At 72.6% G+C, this 16,798-nt stretch carries 14 protein-coding genes; 2 read left to right on the top strand and 12 right to left on the bottom strand.

Going from position 1 to position 16,798, the window contains the following annotated elements:
• Window positions 1-116: 116 nt before the first annotated feature.
• Entirely contained in the window at window positions 117-530 is a 414-nt protein-coding gene (locus ACWCQK_RS08550; RefSeq protein ID WP_451153287.1) for a globin, read from the bottom strand.
• A gap of 131 nt (window positions 531-661) precedes the next feature.
• Between ACWCQK_RS08550 and ACWCQK_RS08545 the strand changes: the two genes are divergently transcribed.
• A complete protein-coding gene (locus ACWCQK_RS08545; RefSeq protein ID WP_451153285.1) occupies window positions 662-1,645 on the top strand; it encodes a methyltransferase domain-containing protein in 984 nt (327 codons plus the stop codon).
• Between the two features lie 131 nt (window positions 1,646-1,776).
• Here ACWCQK_RS08545 and ACWCQK_RS08540 read toward each other — a convergent pair whose 3' ends face one another.
• The 4 genes from ACWCQK_RS08540 to ACWCQK_RS08525 form a co-directional block, all read right to left on the bottom strand.
• A complete protein-coding gene (locus tag ACWCQK_RS08540) occupies window positions 1,777-3,216 on the bottom strand; it encodes an FHA domain-containing protein (RefSeq protein WP_451153283.1) in 1,440 nt (479 codons plus the stop codon).
• A gap of 95 nt (window positions 3,217-3,311) precedes the next feature.
• Complete coding sequence (locus ACWCQK_RS08535; RefSeq protein WP_451153281.1) at window positions 3,312-4,658, bottom strand: vWA domain-containing protein; 1,347 nt, start codon at window positions 4,656-4,658, stop codon at window positions 3,312-3,314.
• Window positions 4,659-4,768: 110 nt separating this feature from the next.
• Window positions 4,769-6,034, bottom strand: a complete 1,266-nt coding sequence (locus tag ACWCQK_RS08530) for a PP2C family serine/threonine-protein phosphatase (RefSeq protein WP_451153279.1) — start codon at window positions 6,032-6,034, stop codon at window positions 4,769-4,771.
• The gene (locus ACWCQK_RS08525; RefSeq protein ID WP_451153277.1) at window positions 6,035-8,281 is read right to left on the bottom strand and encodes a tetratricopeptide repeat protein; all 2,247 of its coding nucleotides are present in this window, start codon (window positions 8,279-8,281) and stop codon (window positions 6,035-6,037) included. It abuts the gene before it with no gap.
• Here ACWCQK_RS08525 and ACWCQK_RS08520 point away from each other — a divergent pair.
• Window positions 8,253-8,510, top strand: coding sequence for a hypothetical protein (locus ACWCQK_RS08520; protein WP_451153275.1), 258 nt, complete (start codon window positions 8,253-8,255; stop codon window positions 8,508-8,510). The genes ACWCQK_RS08525 and ACWCQK_RS08520 overlap by 29 nt on opposite strands.
• A 76-nt stretch (window positions 8,511-8,586) precedes the next feature.
• Here the strand turns inward: ACWCQK_RS08520 and ACWCQK_RS08515 are convergent, their stop codons facing one another.
• From ACWCQK_RS08515 to ACWCQK_RS08485, 7 genes are all read right to left on the bottom strand, one after another.
• The gene (locus ACWCQK_RS08515) at window positions 8,587-9,912 is read right to left on the bottom strand and encodes a hypothetical protein (protein WP_451153273.1); all 1,326 of its coding nucleotides are present in this window, start codon (window positions 9,910-9,912) and stop codon (window positions 8,587-8,589) included.
• Between the two features lie 75 nt (window positions 9,913-9,987).
• Window positions 9,988-11,016 (bottom strand): glutamate ABC transporter substrate-binding protein, encoded by a 1,029-nt coding sequence (locus ACWCQK_RS08510; RefSeq protein WP_451153271.1) that lies wholly within the window; start codon window positions 11,014-11,016, stop codon window positions 9,988-9,990.
• A gap of 14 nt (window positions 11,017-11,030) precedes the next feature.
• On the bottom strand, window positions 11,031-12,422 hold the full coding sequence (locus ACWCQK_RS08505; RefSeq protein ID WP_451153912.1) for a hypothetical protein: 1,392 nt from the start codon (window positions 12,420-12,422) through the stop codon (window positions 11,031-11,033).
• A 297-nt stretch (window positions 12,423-12,719) separates the two neighbouring features.
• Window positions 12,720-13,691: an N-acetylglucosamine kinase gene (locus ACWCQK_RS08500; RefSeq protein WP_451153269.1), complete on the bottom strand. Its 972-nt coding sequence runs from the start codon at window positions 13,689-13,691 to the stop codon at window positions 12,720-12,722.
• Window positions 13,682-14,947: a 6-phospho-beta-glucosidase gene (locus tag ACWCQK_RS08495; RefSeq protein WP_451153267.1), complete on the bottom strand. Its 1,266-nt coding sequence runs from the start codon at window positions 14,945-14,947 to the stop codon at window positions 13,682-13,684. Before ACWCQK_RS08495 ends, ACWCQK_RS08500 begins: the two co-directional genes overlap by 10 nt.
• Window positions 14,948-14,954: 7 nt before the next feature.
• Window positions 14,955-15,848, bottom strand: a complete 894-nt coding sequence (locus tag ACWCQK_RS08490) for a carbohydrate ABC transporter permease (RefSeq protein ID WP_451153265.1) — start codon at window positions 15,846-15,848, stop codon at window positions 14,955-14,957.
• Window positions 15,849-15,850: 2 nt separating this feature from the next.
• A complete protein-coding gene (locus ACWCQK_RS08485) occupies window positions 15,851-16,792 on the bottom strand; it encodes a carbohydrate ABC transporter permease (protein WP_451153263.1) in 942 nt (313 codons plus the stop codon).
• Between the last annotated feature and the right edge of the window lie 6 nt (window positions 16,793-16,798).

Genomic DNA, 16,798 nt, shown 5'->3' with positions numbered 1-16,798 from the left:
CGAGGGACCCCCGGCCGTGGTGGCCAGGTGCGCGGCCGGAGAGGAATGTGGCCCTGGACGAATGTGGCCGGATTCCGGCGTCGTACGACCGGAATCCGCACGTCACACCAGGTGGATCACTCCGCCGTGTTCACCATCGAGGCGGCCGCGTAGGTCAGGTAGTTCCACAGCGTCGTCGCGTGCTCCTCGGACAGGCCGAGGTCGTCGACGGCGTCGCGCATGTGCTTCAGCCAGGCGTCGTGCGCGGCCCGGTCGACGGTGAACGGCGCGTGGCGCATCCGCAGGCGAGGGTGACCGCGGTTGTTGCTGTAGGTGGTGGGACCGCCCCAGTACTGCATGAGGAACAGCCTCAGGCGCTCCTCGGCCGGGCCCAGGTCCTCTTCCGGGTACATCGGCCGCAGGATCGGGTCCTCGGCGACGCCCTCGTAGAAACGGTGGACGAGCCGACGGAAGGTCTCCTCCCCGCCGACCTGCTCGTAGAAGGTCTGCTCCTGAAGCGTGCCGCGCCGAATCTCTTTCACGTACCCCATGGTCTCAGACGGGATGACCGAGGACTCGAGGCTTAGGACCTGACCTCACCCGCCCTTCGTCCGCCCTTCGTCCCCCTTCGTCCGGTGCGCGCAGGTTCGCCTCACGCCCCGTCCCGCAGGACAGTGGAGCTATGAGCACGCGGGCGCTCGACACGGAGCTGGCCGGCCTCGCCGCCTCGGCACGGGCCGCACTGGTGCGCGGGATCGAGGCGAGCGGGGCCTTCGACGCGGATCCGGCGTGGAAGGAGGCGTTCGCGGCGGTCCCACGGCATCTCTTCGTGCCGTACTACTACGTCGGTGTCCTGGGCGGCCACGAACGCTGCTGGGGCGAGAGCCCCGACCCGGGCGCCCGGGAGCGCTGGATGCGTGGCGCCTACGCCGACGCCCCGCTCGCCACCCGGATGCGCGACGGCGATCTGGTCTCCTCCAGCAGCCAGCCGTCCCTCATGGCGCTGATGCTGGCCGAGCTGCGGGTCACGGACGGCGACCGGGTCCTGGAGATCGGCGCCGGCACCGGATACAACGCGGCGCTGCTGTCGTACCGCCTGGGCGACGACCTGGTCACCACCGTCGACCTGTACCCGGAGATCACCGAGTCGGCCCGCCGGCACCTGGCGGACGCCGGGTACCACCCCGCCGTCGTCACCGGCGACGGCTCCCGGGGCGTCCCCGAGCGCGCTCCGTTCGACCGGATCATCGCCACCTGCACGCTGACCTCGGTCCCGCGCGCCTGGGTCGCCCAGTGCCGGCCGGGCGCCCGGATCCTGGCGCCGCTGGCCACCGGCCTGATCGCGCTGACGGTAGGCGACGCCGGGCACGCCGAGGGCCGCTTCCTGCACACGCCCGCCTACTTCGTGCCGCTGCGTGGCGAGGGCCGCCCGGAGCCGGAGCAGGCGCCGCTCGGCGGGGTGCCGCACCGGGCCCGGGACGACGAACTGTTCCGGTTCCTGCTCGCCCTGACCCGCGGCAGCCTCGCGCCGCAGGACGCCTACACGCTGTGGGAGCGGGAGGACGCGCCGCGGCGCGAGCGCTACGGCGTCACGGTCGGCGGGGAGCGGGAGTGGGCGTGGCTGGACGATCCGCGGGGGCCGTACGTGTGGCCCCTCCCCGAATGACGGCTGAGGCCTGTCCGCCGGCCGCCGACGGGCAACCCGCCTGACGGCTGTCCGGCGGCCGCCGGCGTGCGGCTACCCGCCCGACGGCCCCCGGTGGGCCGACCGTCCCCGGTCGGCCCGACCGCCTCGCACTAGCCTCGCCGGATCGTGATCGTCGTCCAGGCGCCCACGTGCACCTGGTCGCCGTCCTGGAGCGGTACCGGCACGAAGGGCTGGATGGGCTCCTCGGAGCCGTTGACCGTCGTGCCGTTCGTCGAGTTCTGGTCGACGACCGCCCAGGTGCCGTCGGGCTGCTGCACCAGGACGGCGTGCTGGTGGGAGACGCCCGGGTCCTCCGGCGGCACCGACAGGTCGACGTCGGGGGTCTCGCCGGTGGAGTGGCGGCGGCGGCCGATGGTGAGCTGGTTGCCGGTGAGCGCGCGCTGCTGCTCGGGCGAGTAGGCGGGCAGGTTCAGGCCCGCGGCCTCGGGTCCGGAGCGCTGCATCATCGCCATGAAGTACGCGCGGTCCGGGCCGATGGTCGCCGTCCACGTCGTCGGCTGCTGCTGCTGGTAGACGGGGCCGGGCGGCGGGGCCTGGGTCGCGCCGGGCTGCGCGTAGCCGCCGTAGCCGTCGCCGGGCGCGCCGGGGCCGCCCGGGCCGGGACCCGACGGCGGGGAGATCACCCAGTCGTCGTCACCGCCGCCGAAGGACTGACCGCCCTGGCGGGGACCGCCCTGCTGAGGGCCGCCCGGCTGCCGGCGTCCCGTCTCCTGCGGGAACATCGGCGGGGCCTGCGGACCGGACTGCTGGAACGCCTGCGGAGCCCCGCTGGTCACACCGGGACCGCCACCAGGACCTCCGGGTCCGGCACCGGGACCGTAGCCCCCGGGACCGGGACCGTTGGGCGGCGTGGGGCCGGGCGGTGGCGGGACCGGCCGGGACGGGTCCGTACCGAACACGGACGGGCCGGAGGGGCCGGGCCGGCCGGAAGGGCCGGGGAAGCCCGAGGCGCCCTGCGAGCCGGGCTGACCGGGCTGTCCCGGCTGGCCGGGGCGGCGCGAGGGGTCCGCGCCGAACGGCGGAGCCGACGGGTCGCCGCCGAAGGGCGGGATCGGCTCGGCCGGCCGGTTCACCTGCGAGGGCCGGGAGCTCTGGTAGTCGAACGAGTCACCGCCGCCGAAGGACGGTCCGGGAGCGCCGGGGCCACCGGGAGCGCCCGGGCCGCCGGGTGCCCCGGGCGGCTGCTGGAAACGCACGGCCGGGCCGGGCGCCGGCGGGCGCGGGGCGGCCGGGGTGTAGGAGGTCGCGGTGTTGGTGAGGAAGTTCCACCGGCACTCCTCGCAGAAGGGCGCACCACCCTCACGGGGCGTACGGCACTGCGGGCAGAGTTCGGGCTCGTGGCTCGGTACGGCGGACAGATGCCGGTTGCCGGGACCCTGCTGGCCGCCCGGGCCGGGCGGCGGGGGCGGGAAGCCGTAGCCGCCGCCGGGGGGCGGCGGGGGCGGAGGCACGGCACCGGCCATGCGGTGACCGCAGACCTCGCACCAGTCGTCGGAACCCGACTGGTGTCCGTTCGGGCAGGTCGGCATGTCGGCGCTTCCCCCTCTCCTGTTCCGGCCGCTCTGACCGGATTTACTCCAACCCCAGGAGGGGTCGGGCTCGCTGCTTGCAGTGTCCTACTAGGTCACTTCTTTACACGAACAGTCTTTGTGGACCGTGTTTCGAGAGTCATCTCGTCGGCCTCCGCGACTTTTGCCTTCAATCGCACAGTACCTGTCGTCGCGTCGACCACGTCCACCACCTTCGCAAGCAGTTTCGCAGTATCCGCGTTCCCGGAGGCACTCGCGAGCTGAACGGCCCGGCCCAGTTTGGCTGTTGCCCCATCGAAATCACCCGCTTTGCGAAGGTCCAGGCCCTGTTGGATGGCCTGGGCCAGTTCCGCCTGGCCGGTGTAGTGCGCGACCTGCGGATTGATCGACGTCGAGGCCGTCATGTCGTCGGTCCACACGGCCCGTACGAGCCCCTGCGCGCCCAGGTTCTGGACGCTGCCGTCGGGTTGCGGGACGATCAGGGAGACGCGGGCGGCCAGCATCTCCTGGCCGATGTTCGCGGCCGGGACCTCGACGCACACGTGGTAGTCGCGGGACTCGTCGCCCCAGGATCCGGTGGGGTAGTCCCCGGCCCGGGGTCCTGCCTCGGATCTGCGGTCGGTCAACTCCGTGACGGTGGGCGCGACCTGCTTGACGTACTTGACGGAGGTGCCGAGCGGGGTCCACAGGCGCAGCGCGACGTCGGCGACCTCCTTGCCCATGGCCGTCTCCATCATCCGCGTGAAGTCGGTGGCGAGCCCGGCCGGATCGGCGACGATGTCGGCCGTGCCGAGCAGGGCGGAGGCGATGCCTGTGACTTCTTTCACTTCCCAGTCGGTGCCGACGCCGCGGGCGTCACAGGTGAAGCGCCCGGCGCAGTGGTCCAGGGACGCCTTGAGGTCCTGTGCCGACTCGTGTTCGTTACGGCCGTCGGTGAGCAGGATGCCGTGGCGTATCGCGACGTCGGCCGAGGACAGCAGGCGCTCGGCGAGCCGCAGCCAGGTGCCGATCGCCGTGCCGCCGCCGGCGCTCAGCTTGCGCAGCGCCTGCTTGGCCTGGTCGCGGGTGGTGGCGTCGGCCACCGCGAGACGGCCGCCGCCCGGGTAGACCTCCTTGGCCACGTGCGTGCCGCCGATCACCGCGAAGTGCACGCCGTCGCGCAGGGTGTCGATCGCGGCGGCCGTGGCGTCGCGGGCGTTGCGCATCTTCGTCGCCGGGTAGTCCATCGAGCCCGAACAGTCGACCATGATCGCCACACCCGCGGACGGGCCCTGCCCCGGCGCGTACAGATGCGGCGCCGCGACCGCCGTCCCGACCGTGCCGCCGCCCGTCGCGGTGACCGTGACGATCGCGTTGACCTCGCGGCCGCCCTCCGGGAGGTACTCGTTCTGGTAGACGTCCACCGAGAACTGCGGCACGTTCGACTTAGAGAAATTGGCCATACCTGCTCAAATCCCCCTTGGAACCCCCACGGTTGTGGGGCGATGACTCGGTACGGACCGGTCCCCTCCGGTCCGTGGATGCTTGTGCGCGTTCCGCCCCGTTCGCGGCCTCAGGCCGATCCTGCCCCGGGCGGTGGCGCGGGGAACGGCAGTACGGCCACTGTTACGTTGTCGTGGCCCCCGCCGTCCAGCGCGTGGCCGACCAGGACCCGGGCGCTGTGCAGCGGGCGTACGGCCGCGTCGAGGGGGAGCACCTCGGCCATCTCCTGGGCCGCCTCCGCGTAGTTCCACAGGCCGTCCGTGCAGACCACCACCACGCCCGGCCGGTCGGGCTTGAAGGACGCGGTGTGCGGCTCGAGTTCGTAGGCGTCCGCGCCGAGCCAGCCGGTGATGGCGTGGGCGCGCTCGTCGGCGTAGGCCTCCGCCTCGTTCATCAGGCCCGCGGCGACCATCTGCGCGGCCCACGAGTCGTCCTCGGTGAGCCGGGCCGGGGGCGCGCCGCGGTCGGCCGGCACCCAGTAGACGCGGCTGTCGCCGACCCAGCCGACGACCAGCAGACCCGTGGTGACCACGGCGCCGACCAGCGTGCAGGCGGGCGCGTTCTGGTGCGGGGCGTGTTCGCGCGCGGTCTCCGGTTCCCGGGCCAGCGCGTTGACCGCGTGCGAGGCGGCGACGATCGCGTCGTGCATCGCCTGCTGCGGGTGCGTGCCCTGCGGCAGGGCGGTCAGCAGGGACTCGCTCGCCGCGCGGGAGGCGGCCAGCGAGGCGTCGTCCGGGCGGGTCGCCGAGGAGACGCCGTCGCAGACGATCGCGACCAGCGCGGGGGTGCCGTCGGGCAGCGCGCTCTCGCGGACGGCGAACGCGTCCTCGTTGCGGTGATGGCGCAGGCCCCGGTCGCTGACGGCGGCGATCGGGCCCGACTCCTGCTCCATGTGGTCGCGTTCACGTGGCTGGGCGTGCCCGCAGACCTCGCAGTAGCCGTCGTCGTCGACCCGGCCGGCCCGGCAGGCGACGCACACCCTGGCCTCCTCGGCCGCCGCCGCGAGCTCGGCGGCCACCCGGGGGTCGGGCGCCTGGAGGGCGTACTCGTCGGGCTCGGGGGGCCGGTCGAACCGTACGCCGGTGGCGGGCGAGACCGGGGAGCCGGGCTGCGGCGGGACCGCGGCCACCACCGGGGTGCCGGGCTTCGTGGCCGGCTGGGCCGCCGGCTGCGAGGCCGCGCCGTTCATCGTGAGCGTCGGGTGGTCGTCCGGCTGGGGCGGTACGGCGGACAGGTCGTATCCGCACGCACCGCAGAACCGGTCACCGGACTCGAGCGGCTCGGCGCAGCTCGGACACCGCGCCAGGGCGGCCTGCTGGGGCATCTGCGACATCAACTACACCCACGTCCGCGGGCGGTAACGATTGGCACGTTCCACCAGGTCGATCCTTTCATCGCCGCCGGTCGCCAGCCGGGCCAGCATGCGGTACGAGCGCTCCAGGCCGAACCTGAGGCCCCGTTCGTCCAGGCCACTGCCGAGCAGCGCCCGTTCCCCGGCTGCGGTCGGGGCGGAAGTCCGGCCCCCGGAGAGTATCCAGTCCAGGGCGCAGCCGAGCACCTCCGTGGACAACTGCTCGCGCCGCGTCGGATCCAGACCGTACGCGTCCAGTGCCTCGATCTGCGCGGCGGCGGCGGTCAGATCCTCCAGGAAGGGGGCGTCCGAGGCCGTCGCCGTCCGCTGCCGCAGCCGTGCGCGCACCGCCGCCACCCGGGCGGCCGTGTAGTGGATGGACGACTCCGGCACCGACTCCAGCGTCCGTACGGCGCTCCGCCGGTCCCCGGCCGCGAGCTGGACCCGGGCCAGGCCGAACGCGGTACTCACATAGCTGGGGTCGGTCGACCACACCAGCCGGTAGTACTCGGCCGCGTTGTCGAGCTGGCCCAGTACCTCCGCGCACAGGCCGAGGGCCAGCTTGGGCGCCGGTTCCCCGGGGAAGGCGTCGTAGATCGCGTCGAAGGCGAGCGCGGCACCCTCGTGGTCGCCGGTCACCAGCGCGGCCGCGCCCCGGTACCAGACCACACGCCAGTCGTCCTGGCGCTCCTTCTCCAGCGCGCCCAGGGCGTTCAGCGCGGTGGCCGCGTCGCCGTTCTCCAGCCAGGCCCGGATCATCCGCAGTCGTGTCTCGACGGACGGGGCGGGCGCGGCCGGCAGGGCGCTGATCAGCTCGGCCGGAGCGGAGGTCATCAGGCCCGCCAGGAAGCCGGCGTTGGGGTCGGTGGGGTCGACGTGGGGCACGGGCAGGGCGAGCGCCGCGGCGGGCGCGGGGACCGGCTTGACGAGGCCCGGCGCGGGAGCGGACGCCGGACCGGGCACCAGGTCGGCGCCGGAGCCGGGCGGCAGCGCCGCTGCCGCGCCGGGCGCGGAGGAGCGCCGTACCGCGGCCGCTCTGGCCCCCAGCCGGGACACGTCACCGTTCATCCGCGGGAACAGCTCCGCGTCGGTCACCTTCAGCTCGGGTCCGAACAGGGTCGACAGGGCCGGCCGCGCCTGTCCCGTCTGGAGGGAGACGACCTCCCGCAGCACGCCCGTCAGCTGCTCCGCCATCTCCTGCGCGGAGGCGAACCGGCGCGCCGGGTCGGGGTCGGTGGCGCGCACCAACAGCCGGTAGAACGACTCGTACTGGCGGAAGACCTCGATGTTGTCGGGGTCGGGCAGGGAGTCCACGAAGACGCTCGTGTAGCCCTGGAAGTCGAAGGTGAGGACCGCGAGCGTACGGCCCACGGTGTACAGGTCGCTGGCCACCGACGGGCCGACGTCGGCTACCTCGGGCGCCTGATAGCCCACCGTGCCGTAGATGGCCGACTCCTCGTCGTCCACCCTGCGCACCGCGCCCATGTCGATCAGCTTGAGCTGGTCCTCGGTCTGGATGGCGTTGTCGACCTTGAAGTCGCAGTACAGCAGGTTGCGGCTGTGCAGGTGCCCGAGGGCCTCCAGCGCCTCGATGCCGTACGCGCACGCCTGCTCCACCGGCAGCGGGTCGCGCTTGCCGGTGGCCGTGCGCCGGTCGTTGGCGATCTCCTTCAGCGACTTGCCGCCGACGTACTCCATGACGATGTACCCGTCCAGCGAACCCGTCCGCTGGTCGAGGTGCTCCACGAAGTTGTAGATCCGCACGATGTTGGAGTGCTCGATCTCGGCGAGGAAGCGGCGCTCGGCGACCGCGGCGGCCAGCGCGTCCTCGTCGCCGGTGTCCAGCAGGCCCTTCAGCACCACCCACCGGTCCGACACCGCGCGGTCCACGGCCAGGTAGACCCAGCCCAGCCCGCCGTGCGCGAGACAGCCCATGACCTCGTACTGGCCGTGCACGATGTCGCCGGTCTGCAGCTTCGGCACGAACGAGTAGGGGTGGCCGCACTTCGTGCAGAAGCCCTCCGTGCGCCCCTCCCGGTCACCGCGCGAGCGGCCCACCGGCGCGCCGCAGTCGGAGCGCGAGCAGAACCGCTTGCGCTCGGGCACCTCCGGGTTCTCCAGGACCATCGCGTGCGGGTCGGGCCGCGGCACCTGCGGGACCGTGACCAGCCCCGCGCCGAGCCGGCTGCGGGTGGAGCCGGCCGTGCCGGAGCCGGAGCTGCGCACCGACACCGAACGGCCGGTGGAACGGCCCGACACCGAGCGCGAGAGCCGTCCCGACACCGAGCGCCGCGACTTCGACGACTGCGACGACGTCCGCGCGCTACGGGCGCTGCGCGCGCTGGAGCGCGAACTGCCGCTGCCCGCGGAGCCCTTGCCGCTGCCGCTGACCCCGCTGGGCAGGGAGCCGACCAGGCCTCCCGCCGAGACGACCGGTGCGAGACCGCAGGTGTCGCAGTAGATCTCGCCCCCGCCCACGTCCTCGTACGACCCCTCGCAGCCCGGCCGCTGACATGCCTGACCCGCCTGACTCATGGCTACTGCTCCCCCCTACGGTCCTGAGGTCCGCCCTGCTCCGGCACGCGGGGCGTGCTGAGCAGGTCGACGGCCGCGTGCTGGTAGCGCAGCACGGCCTGTTCGGCGACGCGCAGATCACAGGGCGCGCTCCACAGCATGCGGCGGGCCACGTCGTACCGCTCGATCAGGAACGGGTCCTCCGCCAGGCCGTGCCGGGCGACCTTCGCCTTGTACGCGTCGAGGCGGCCGCGCAGCTCCGCGCGGACCGCCAGGGGCGCGGTGACCGCGGTCAGCGACTCGCGGGCGCGCAGGAGTTCGTCCTCCGCCTTCCGCTCCAGGGACTCCAGGAGCGGCGACAGGCGGTGCCACTGGGCGTGCCTGCGGTACTCGGCGGCCGTCGCCAGCTGTTCCTGGAGCACGGTCGGCGGACCGCTGACCACCGGCACCTCCGTGGCGGCGATCTTCGCGAGGACCTCGCCGCGCGCGGTGCGCGCCTCGGCGAGCGTGCGGTCCGCGCGGGAGAGCACGTCACGCAGCCGCACCAGCCGCTGTTCGGCGTCCTGGCGGACCGTCAGCACGGCGTCGATCTCCCGGCGGACGTCCTCCAGCCCCCGTGCCTCACGGTCGTACACCGTCGTGTCGGGCCGGCCGCCGCCCGGCGCCGAACTGCCCTGCGCGGGCACCCAGAAGGCGAGCGGGTCGGACACCACCTGTTCGCGCAGCGCCGTCAGGACGCGCGTGATGCGCTCCAGGTCGTCGCCCGCCGGGTGCTCGCCGGGGCGCACGCCCACGGAGTGCGCGAGCCGGCGGGTGCGCTGGAGCTCCGCGGCCAGTAAATCTATCCGGGCGGGCAGCGCCGACCAGACCGCGTCGGCGGTGACGACCATGTCCAGCGAGGACGCGTACAGCTCGTTCATCCGCTCCACCAGCGTGACGAGCGAGAAGCTCTGGCTGAGCCGGCCCGAGCCGGACAGCGTCGGCGCGTTGGCGGTGGCCGTGGCGCTGCCGGCGACCGTGACGGACTCGCCGCGCAGCAGTTCGGTCAGCTCCACCAGGTCCTCGCGGCTGGACCAGCGGCGGCGGGCGCGGATGTCACGCGCCGAGCGCAGCGCGTCCGTGTAGGCGTCGAAGTACGCCCACAGCAGGGTGATCGACGCCTCCGCGGACGCCCAGCGCTCCCGGGTGGTGCCCGTGAGCGCGGCGCCTTCGAGGAGTCTGCGGCCCGCGTGGTCCTGGAGGGCGAGGAGGGAGGTCTCGATCGCCTCGTGCTCCGCGCCGAGCCGCGCCAGCGCACGGTCCACCTCGTCCCGGTCCATCACCGGCCCGGCGGGGTCCGTGACGCCCATCGATCACCTCTCGCTGCTGAATCGGGTTTCTGGGTTGTTCTCCGCGTGATCCTTCTGGCCCTCGTCGACGTACGGTCAGCTCGTGCGCAGGTACTGCGGTGCCGATGGCTCGGACGCCTTCGCGTCCTTCCCCAGTGTCGCCGACAGCCAGGTGTCGTACGAGGCCTGCCAGCCGTCGCCTCGGTAGTCCACCAGGATCTTGTTGACCCGGCGCACCAGGTCGTCGGCGTCCTTCTTCATCGCCACGCCGTAGTACTCGGTGGTGAAGGCGGCGCCCTTCAGTTCGAGCGTGGGGTCCTGGGCGGCCTGGCTCGCGGCGAGCGCGCCGTCGGTGACCACCGCGTCGACCTCGCCGAGCTGGAGCCGGACCAGGCAGTCGAGCTGGTTGGGCACGGTGGTGGAGATGTCGACCGAGGAAGCGAGCCGCCCCGCCTTCCTGTCCTCGTCCAGCTTGGCGTACGCGGTGGAGCCCGCCGCCGTGCAGATCCGCTTCTTCGCCAGCGTGCCGTTGTAGCCCGTGATCGTCGACGACTTGGGCGCCAGGACCTGCTGGCCGGTCTTGAAGTAGGGCGCGGAGAACGCCACGTCGGTCAGCCGGGCGCAGTTGATGGTCATGGTGCGCACCACCATGTCGACCCGGCCGTCCTTGATCGCCGGTATGCGCTCGTTGGTGGGGATCGCCTTGAACTGGATCGCGTCCGGGTCGCCGAGGATGTCCTGGGCGATCCGGTGCACCAGGTCGATGTCGAAGCCCTCCAGCTCGGAGCCCTGGTTGTTGGGGTCCCGGTAGCCCCAGCGGTAGCTGTTCTGGTCGACGCCGACGATCAGCTTGCGCTTCTCGCCGGTGCGGTTCTTGATGGCCTCGATGGTGGCGCCGTCCGCACCCGACGGCGCCAGGGTCTGCTTCTCCGGGGCGTCGCAGTCCTCGGCGCGCACCGGGCTGCCGTCGGCGACGCCCGGGCCGCCCAGGCCCGTGCTGCCGTCGCCGTGCGACCGGGCCAGCGGCAGCAGCAGCACGAAGGCCAGGGCCAGGGCACAGACGACCGCCATGGCACCCACCCCGCCCCAGCCCTTCAGGCCGGCCCGCACGCGTCGCACATGCATCGTCACGCCCCCTGTCACCGGTACTCCGAAAGCCTGCGTCCGATGCCGAGCACCGCGCCCGTCGCGCCCAGCACGGCGAGGACGGCGGCGCCCGTCGGCAGTCCGGTCATGGCGCCCAGGCCGTCGCCCGCCGCCTGCCGGAACTCGCCCTGTTCGTGGGTGATCGCGAGCGCGAGGTTGTCGTCGACGCTGTCGAAGCACTCGCCGGTCGCGCCCTTGCCGCCGATCACCTGGTCGAGAGCCTGCTGGTAGTTGCCGTTCTCGTCCTGTTCGCGGGCGGCGGTGTGGCGCTTCTTCCACTCCGTCATGTTGGCGACGGCCGAGGTGACCGGCGTGGCCCCGTCCTTGTCGTCGGCGAGCTTCTCCGCCTCGGCGAGGCCCTTGCCGAGGGTGTCCATGTCCTCGGTGAAGTCGTGGTCGTAGGCGTCGACCTGCTCGGTGCCGACCTTGACCGTCTCGGCGCCGCGCGCCACCAGGGTGAGGTTCTCGTTGCCCCGGGCCTTGAGGGAGGCGATCCGGGCGTCGTGCAGCACGGTCAGCGAGCGGACGCCGTGGTCGTAGGAGGCGTCCAGCTGCGCGCGGGCCACCGTGTGGCCGACGGCCAGCCAGAGCAGGACGACCGTCGCGGTGGCCGTGGCGGCGACCAGGCCGTGGTTCAGCACCCGGTTGGTGCGCCGGTAGTTGCGGTGCTGGGCCCAGGCGAGCGCGGCGAGGACGAGGACGCCGAGGGCGATCGCCGCCCACGGGTAGGGCGTGGCCCTCGCGTAGTCGTCGCTCAGGCGCCGGTTCTCCTTGGTGTAGAGGTCCTGCGCCGCCGGGAGCATCTCGTGCTGCATCTTCTCGTTGGCGTAACGCAGGTAGGCGCCGCCCACCGGGAAACCCTGCCGGTTGTAGGTGCGGGCGCGCTCGACCAGGCCCTTGTACTCCGGCAGCAGCGTGTTGAGCTTGGCTATGGTCGCCGCCGCGGGGGAGCCCGGGTCGGAGTTGGCGGCCGCCGTGACGAGCTTGGCGGCGGCGGTGTCGATGTCCGTCTCGTACCGGTCGCGGGAGGCGGCCGTCTCCTGGCCGCCGGCCAGGAAACCGCTGGAGGCGGCGGTGTTGGCGTCGGCGAGCGAGCGGTAGATGTCGGCCGCGGCGGAGGTGAGCGGCTGGCTCTTGTGCAGGACGTCGTCGGCCGCGGCCGTGCGGTCGGTCATCTGCCAGGCGGTGACGGCGCCGAACGCGACGACGAGCAGGGCCAGGAGCGCGCCGATGACCCGCAGCCGGCCGGGTTCGGTGGTCGCCGCGGCGCGCAGCCGGTCGGCGCCCTCCGCGAACGCGGTTCTGCGGGGCGGCGCGGGGTCGGACGGGGGCGGTCCGCTCGGCCCGGGGCGGCCGGCTCCCGGCTGCGGTGGGACCACCGGCATCGCCGGCACGCCCGAACTCGGTGGTGCCGCGCTGCTCTTCGGCGCTTGAGTCACTGCTGACCTCCCCCGTGGTCATCCGTCGACGCAAGTATCGCTGCCGGGACCGACATCCGCACCGGGCTTCGCACGATCTTGATCGGATCGCAGCGGAAGCCGGTGGGGCGCCGGAACGCTGTCCGACCCCCTGCCCATGAATACGCTGCGGCAATCTGTTCGGTTCCCGGCCCGCGGACCGGCCGGACCCGTCGGTCGCACGGCACGCAGCACGCCTGCCTCACGGCACGTGCAACGCCCGCCTCACGGAACGTAGAACGCCCGCAGCCGCTCCAGCGCCCCCGTCGTCACGCCCGCCCGGTCCAGCCCCAGCAGCGCCGCCCCGAGCACCGGCGGCGCCGTCACCACCGTCGGCACCGCCTTCGGGGCCCGGGCGGCGAGCAGATCCCGTACCGCGTCGTCCAGTTGGGTGTGACCGGCCGCGAGGACGCCGCCGCCCAGCAGGACCGGCGTCTCCTCGTCCAGCAGGTCGAGCCGGGTCAGGGCGACCGTGGCCATGACCACGATCTCCTCGGCCAGCCGGTCGACGACCGTGCGGGCCACCGGGTCGCCCGCGGCGGCCGTGGCGAACAGCACCGGGGTCAGCTCGTGGCGGCGGTGCTGCGGCACGTGCTCCAGGTGCAGTGCCTCGATCAGCGCGTACATCGAGTCGAGCCCGAAGTGCGCGGGCAGCGTCCGGGCCAGTGCCGAGGGCGCGCCGCGGCCGTCCTCCGCGCGGGCCGCGTGCCACAGCGCCTCCTCGGCCAGATGCCAGCCGCCGCCCCAGTCGCCGGAGATCCGGCCGATCGCCGGGAAGCGGGCGGTGCGGCCGTCGGGGCGCATGCCGGCGCAGTTGATGCCGGCGCCGCACACCACGGCGACGCCCCTCGGTTCGGCCACGCCCGCCCGCAGGACGGCGAAGGTGTCGTTGCGGACCTCCACGGCCGTGCCCCACGCGCGCGCGTGCAGCGCGGCCGCCAGCTGCTCCTCCTCCACCGGGAGGTCGGCGTTGGCCAGGCAGGCCGAGACATGGGCGACGGAGGTGACGCCGGCCGCCGCGTACGCCCGCCCGACCGCCTCCGCCAGCGCGTCCACCGCCGCCGTCACCCCCACGGCCGGCGGCCGGAACCCGCCGCCGCGGGCCGTGGCGAGGACGTCTCCGTCGGCCGCCACGACCGCGACGTCGGTCTTGCTGTTGCCGGCGTCGATGGCGAGGACGCATGCGGTCAGGCCCACGCGAGGTGCTCCCGGTTGTGTGCGATCAGCTGGTCGGTGAGGGTCTCGGCGTACTCGTACTGCCCGACCAGGGGATGGGCGAGGAGGGCTTCGAAGACACGGTCGCGGCCGCCGTGCAGGGCGGCCTTCAGCGCCAGGTCCTCGTAGGCCGTCACGTTCGCCGTCAGCCCCGCGTACAGCGGGTCGACCGGCGGGACGGGCAGCGGGGCCGCCCCCTTCGGGCCGACCGCCGCCTGCACCTCGATCACCGCGTCCGCGGGGAGGAAGGGCAGCGTGCCGTTGTTGTACGTGTTGACCACCTGGTACGGGCTCCCGGCCCCGGTCAGCAGCGCCGCGGCGAGGTCCACCGCGGCCTCGGAGTAGTAGGCGCCGCCGCGCTTGGCGAGCAGCTCCGGCTTCTCGTCCAGGGCCGGATCCCCGTACATCGCCAGCAGTTCCCGTTCCATCGCGGCCACTTCGGCCGCCCGCGACGGCTTGGTGCGCAGTTCCCGTACGACCTCGTCGTGCGCGTAGTAGTAGCGCAGGTAGTACGACGGGACCACGCCCAGCCGGTCCAGGAGCGGGCGGGGCAGCCGCAGGTCGGCGGCGATCGTGTCGCCGTGCGCGGCCAGCAGGGCGGGCAGCACGTCCTCGCCCTCGGGTCCGTGCAGACGGACCGCGGTCTCCCAGGTCAGGTGGTTGAGGCCGACGTGGTCGAGGTGGATGTCGGCGGGCGTGACGCCGAGCAGCGCGGCGAACTTGCGCTGGAGACCGATCGCCACGTTGCACAGACCGACCGCCTTGTGCCCGGCCTGGAGCAGGGCGCGGGTGACGATGCCGACCGGGTTGGTGAAGTCGATGATCCAGGCGTTCGGGTTGGCCCGGCGCACCCGTTCGGCGATGTCCAGGACCACCGGCACCGTGCGCAGCGCCTTGGCCAGGCCGCCCGCGCCGGTCGTCTCCTGGCCGATGCAGCCGCATTCCAGGGGCCAGGTCTCGTCCTGCTCGCGGGCGGCCTGGCCGCCGACGCGCAGCTGGAGCAGGACCGCGTCCGCGCCGTCGACGCCCGCGTCGAGGTCGGCGGTGGTGACGATACGGCCCGGGTGGCCCTGCTTGGCGAAGATCCGCCGGGCCAGGCCGCCGACCAGCTCCAGCCGGTCCGCGGCCGGGTCGACCAGGACCAGTTCCTCGATGGGCAGGGTGTCGCGCAACCGTGCGAAGCCGTCGATGAGTTCGGGTGTGTAGGTCGAGCCGCCGCCGACCACGGTGAGTTTCATACTTGGTTCAACCCTTTACTCCGGTGAGCGTGACGCCCTCGACGAACGCCTTCTGGGCGAAGAAGAACACGAGGATCACGGGGGCCATGACCAGCACGGTGGCGGCCATGGTGAGGTTCCAGTCGGTGTGGTGGGCGCCCTTGAAGGATTCCAGGCCGTAGGACAGGGTCCAGGCCCCGGGGTTCTCGGACGCGTAGATCTGCGGGCCGAAGTAGTCGTTCCAGGCGTAGAAGAACTGGAAGAGCGCCACGGCCGCGATGCCCGGCTTCGCCATCGGGACGATGACCCTCAGCAGGGTGCGCAGGTCGCCGCAGCCGTCCACCTTGGCCGCGTCGACGTACTCGTTCGGGATCGTGGTCAGGAACTGGCGCAGCAGGAAGATGGAGAACGCGTCGCCGAACGCCATCGGGACGATCAGCGGCCACAGCGTGCCCGAGAGCCCCAGCTGCTTCGCCCAGAAGAGGTACATCGGGATGATGACGACCTGCGGGGGCAGCATCATCATCGAGATCACCAGCATGAGCGCCAGATTCCGGCCGCGGAAGCGGAACTTGGCGAGCGCGTAGGCCACCGGGATCGACGTCACGACCGTCAGGACGGTGCCGAGACCGGCGTAGATCAGGGTGTTCTTCCACCAGGTCAGGAAGCCGGGCGTGTCGAACACCTTCTGGTAGTTGGCCCATTCCCAGGTGCGCGGGATCAGGTCCCGGCTCAGTGCCTGGGTGTCGCTCATCAGCGAGGTCAGGAACACGAACACGAAGGGCAGGACGAAGAAGAGGGCGGCCGCGATGCCGAGCGCGTGCACGGCGATCCACTCCAGCAGCGCCCGGCGCCGCGCGGTGCGTTCGGCGGGTGTGACGGGTGCCTTCAACTCCAGCGGCGGGTCGAGTACTTGGGTCATGGTCAGTCACCTGCCTGGATGAGACCGCCCCGGCGCCGCATCAGGAACGCGGTGAACACCATCGACAGGGCGAAGAGGACGAGTGCCACCACGCACGCGGAGCCGTAGTCGAAGCGCTGGAAGCCGAGGTTGTAGACGAGCTGGGGGAGGGTGAGGGTCGACTTGTCCGGGTAGCCGGGCTCGAACTGGGTGCCCGCGCCCTGGATGACACCCGAGGCGACCTTTCCCGCGATCAGTGGCTGTGTGTAGTACTGCATGGTCTGGATCACGCCGGTGACCACCGCGAACATCACGATCGGCGAGATGTTCGGGAGCGTGACGAAGCGGAAGCGCTGCCACGCCGACGCTCCGTCCAGTTCGGCCGCCTCGTACTGCTCGGTCGGCACGTCCAGCAGCGCCGCCATGAAGATGACCATCAGGTCGCCGATGCCCCACAGGGCGAGCAGGGTGAGCGCCGGCTTGGACCAGGAGGGGTCGTTGAACCAGCCGGGCGCCGGGACGCCGATCTTCTCCAGGAGCGAGTTGACCGGGCCCGTACCGGGGTTGAGCAGGAAGGCGAAGGACATGGTGGCCGCGACCGGCGGGGCCAGATACGGCAGGTAGAAGAGGGTGCGGAAGACGCCCGTGCCCGTCTTGATCTTCGTGATGAGCAGGCCGACGCCCAGTCCGAAGACCACGCGCAGGCTCACCATGACGAGGACCAGCCACAGGGTGTTGCGCAGGGCGGGCCAGAAGAGGGGGTAGTTCTCGAAGACGTACGTCCAGTTCTTCGTTCCGCTCCACGTCGGCGGCTTGAAGCCGTCGTAGTGCATGAACGAGAAGTAGACCGTCGAGATCAGCGGGTACGCGAAGAAGACCGCGAAGCCGATCAGCCAGGGCGAGAGGAAGGCGAGGTTGCGAAGTGCCGCGCGGCGGTGCTTCGACGCCAGGGTGACGGTGCTCATCGCCGT

This window comes from Streptomyces sp. NPDC002306, assembly GCF_053593435.1.
Note: the sequence above shows the minus strand (reverse complement) of the source record. Positions and strands in the feature narration are given on the sequence as shown.

Coding starts and splice junctions, on each gene's coding strand:
- ACWCQK_RS08540 (WP_451153283.1), bottom strand. CDS start 3,216: ATGCCGACCTGCCCGAACGGACACCAGTCGGGTTCCGACGACTGGTGC.
- ACWCQK_RS08485 (WP_451153263.1), bottom strand. CDS start 16,792: ATGAGCACCGTCACCCTGGCGTCGAAGCACCGCCGCGCGGCACTTCGC.
- ACWCQK_RS08510 (WP_451153271.1), bottom strand. CDS start 11,016: ATGCATGTGCGACGCGTGCGGGCCGGCCTGAAGGGCTGGGGCGGGGTG.
- ACWCQK_RS08550 (WP_451153287.1), bottom strand. CDS start 530: ATGGGGTACGTGAAAGAGATTCGGCGCGGCACGCTTCAGGAGCAGACC.
- ACWCQK_RS08545 (WP_451153285.1), top strand. CDS start 662: ATGAGCACGCGGGCGCTCGACACGGAGCTGGCCGGCCTCGCCGCCTCG.
- ACWCQK_RS08495 (WP_451153267.1), bottom strand. CDS start 14,947: ATGAAACTCACCGTGGTCGGCGGCGGCTCGACCTACACACCCGAACTC.
- ACWCQK_RS08535 (WP_451153281.1), bottom strand. CDS start 4,658: ATGGCCAATTTCTCTAAGTCGAACGTGCCGCAGTTCTCGGTGGACGTC.
- ACWCQK_RS08515 (WP_451153273.1), bottom strand. CDS start 9,912: ATGGGCGTCACGGACCCCGCCGGGCCGGTGATGGACCGGGACGAGGTG.
- ACWCQK_RS08505 (WP_451153912.1), bottom strand. CDS start 12,422: ATGCCGGTGGTCCCACCGCAGCCGGGAGCCGGCCGCCCCGGGCCGAGC.
- ACWCQK_RS08490 (WP_451153265.1), bottom strand. CDS start 15,848: ATGACCCAAGTACTCGACCCGCCGCTGGAGTTGAAGGCACCCGTCACA.